We start from the raw sequence: 1223 nt of genomic DNA on the forward strand, positions 1-1223 counted from the left end.
AAAAGTAATTCCACTGCTTTTTAATAAAAATAAAACTGCGCCACAGCCTTGGCAGGCCATCGCGCAGCGATTTTGTTCAATCGGAATTTGTCTTGCAGTGTTCAAATCACAAAAAGGTCATCGTTTTACGATTATGGTAAAATGATGACCTTTTTTATTTCTTCCAGTAACAGATTAGCAACAGGAGTGAATATTTGATATTTTTTCCATATAACATACATTTTTGTATGGAGAGGTGGTGTGATCGGACGGAAGCATAAATCACTTTCTGCATTTGTTTCTACTAACTTGTCAAAGGTAAGCTCAACACCCAGCCCTTCACGGACAAAAACGGCACCGTTATTGCAGAGATTAAATGTTGCTAATATATTAAGTCGGTCAAGGTTTTCGGAACACCAACGGGGTAAATCCATTTTAGCAGACTGTTCCGAACAAAAAATAGGAATATCCAATAAATCATCAAAGGCAATAGCCTCTTTTGCGGCTAATGGATTGTCCTTTCTCATCAGAACACCCCATGTATCGTATTCAGGCACTTCAAGATAATTGTATTTTGATAAATCGGGCGGTTCTACTATAAATGCCATATCCAGAAGTCCACGGTCTAATCGTTCTGTTACCTGTTCGGTATCACCGCTGGTAACATGATAATGGATATTGGGATAAATGCTGCTTAACTTTTTTACAGCACGGGCAAGATATTTTACAAGATAGGATTCTGCACAGCCAATATAAATATCACCTCCTGTGATATCATCCATTGCCTGAAATTCGTTTGTGATTTTGTCAGCCATGGCCAGTAAATCTTCTGCTCTTTTTCGCAGAAGCATACCCTCATCAGTAAGACTGACGCTTGTGCTGCCACGCTTAAATAGTTTTTTGCCAAGCTCTTGTTCCAGATCTTTCATCTGTTTAGACAGCGTTGGCTGTGTAACATGAAGTCTTTCAGCAGCCCTTGACATATTTCCTTCACGTGCAATTTCAAGAAAATAACGAAGTACACGAATTTCCATAGTACACCTCCAACCTTTTTTATTATCCTATACTCAAATGATATTCCTGTCAAGAATATCGTGATATGAATTATAAGTATTAGATATATCGTTTGAAGCATGTATAATTTAAGCAGGAGGTGTGCGCCAGTTCGGTGCCAAATATATAACTGGTGGGAATCCAGTCTGGTAAGACTTAGCAAGTCGCCAGTACCGAGTCCTTGGAGCGCC

Annotated in this window: 1 protein-coding gene; it reads right to left on the reverse strand. The window is 39.2% G+C overall.

Features of this window, described 5'->3' with window-relative positions; genetic code table 11:
• Positions 1 to 131: 131 nt before the first annotated feature.
• The gene (locus OCV70_RS18805; protein WP_195588369.1) at positions 132 to 1013 is read right to left on the reverse strand and encodes a LysR family transcriptional regulator; all 882 of its coding nucleotides are present in this window, start codon (positions 1011 to 1013) and stop codon (positions 132 to 134) included.
• Positions 1014 to 1223: the final 210 nt, after the last annotated feature.

Source organism: Blautia acetigignens (assembly GCF_025566865.1).
Classification (GTDB): Bacteria; Bacillota; Clostridia; order Lachnospirales; family Lachnospiraceae; genus Blautia_A; species Blautia_A acetigignens.

Excerpts from the sequence above, each read along its gene's own strand:
- OCV70_RS18805 (WP_195588369.1), bottom strand. The coding sequence starts at position 1,013 with ATGGAAATTCGTGTACTTCGTTATTTTCTTGAAATTGCACGTGAAGGA.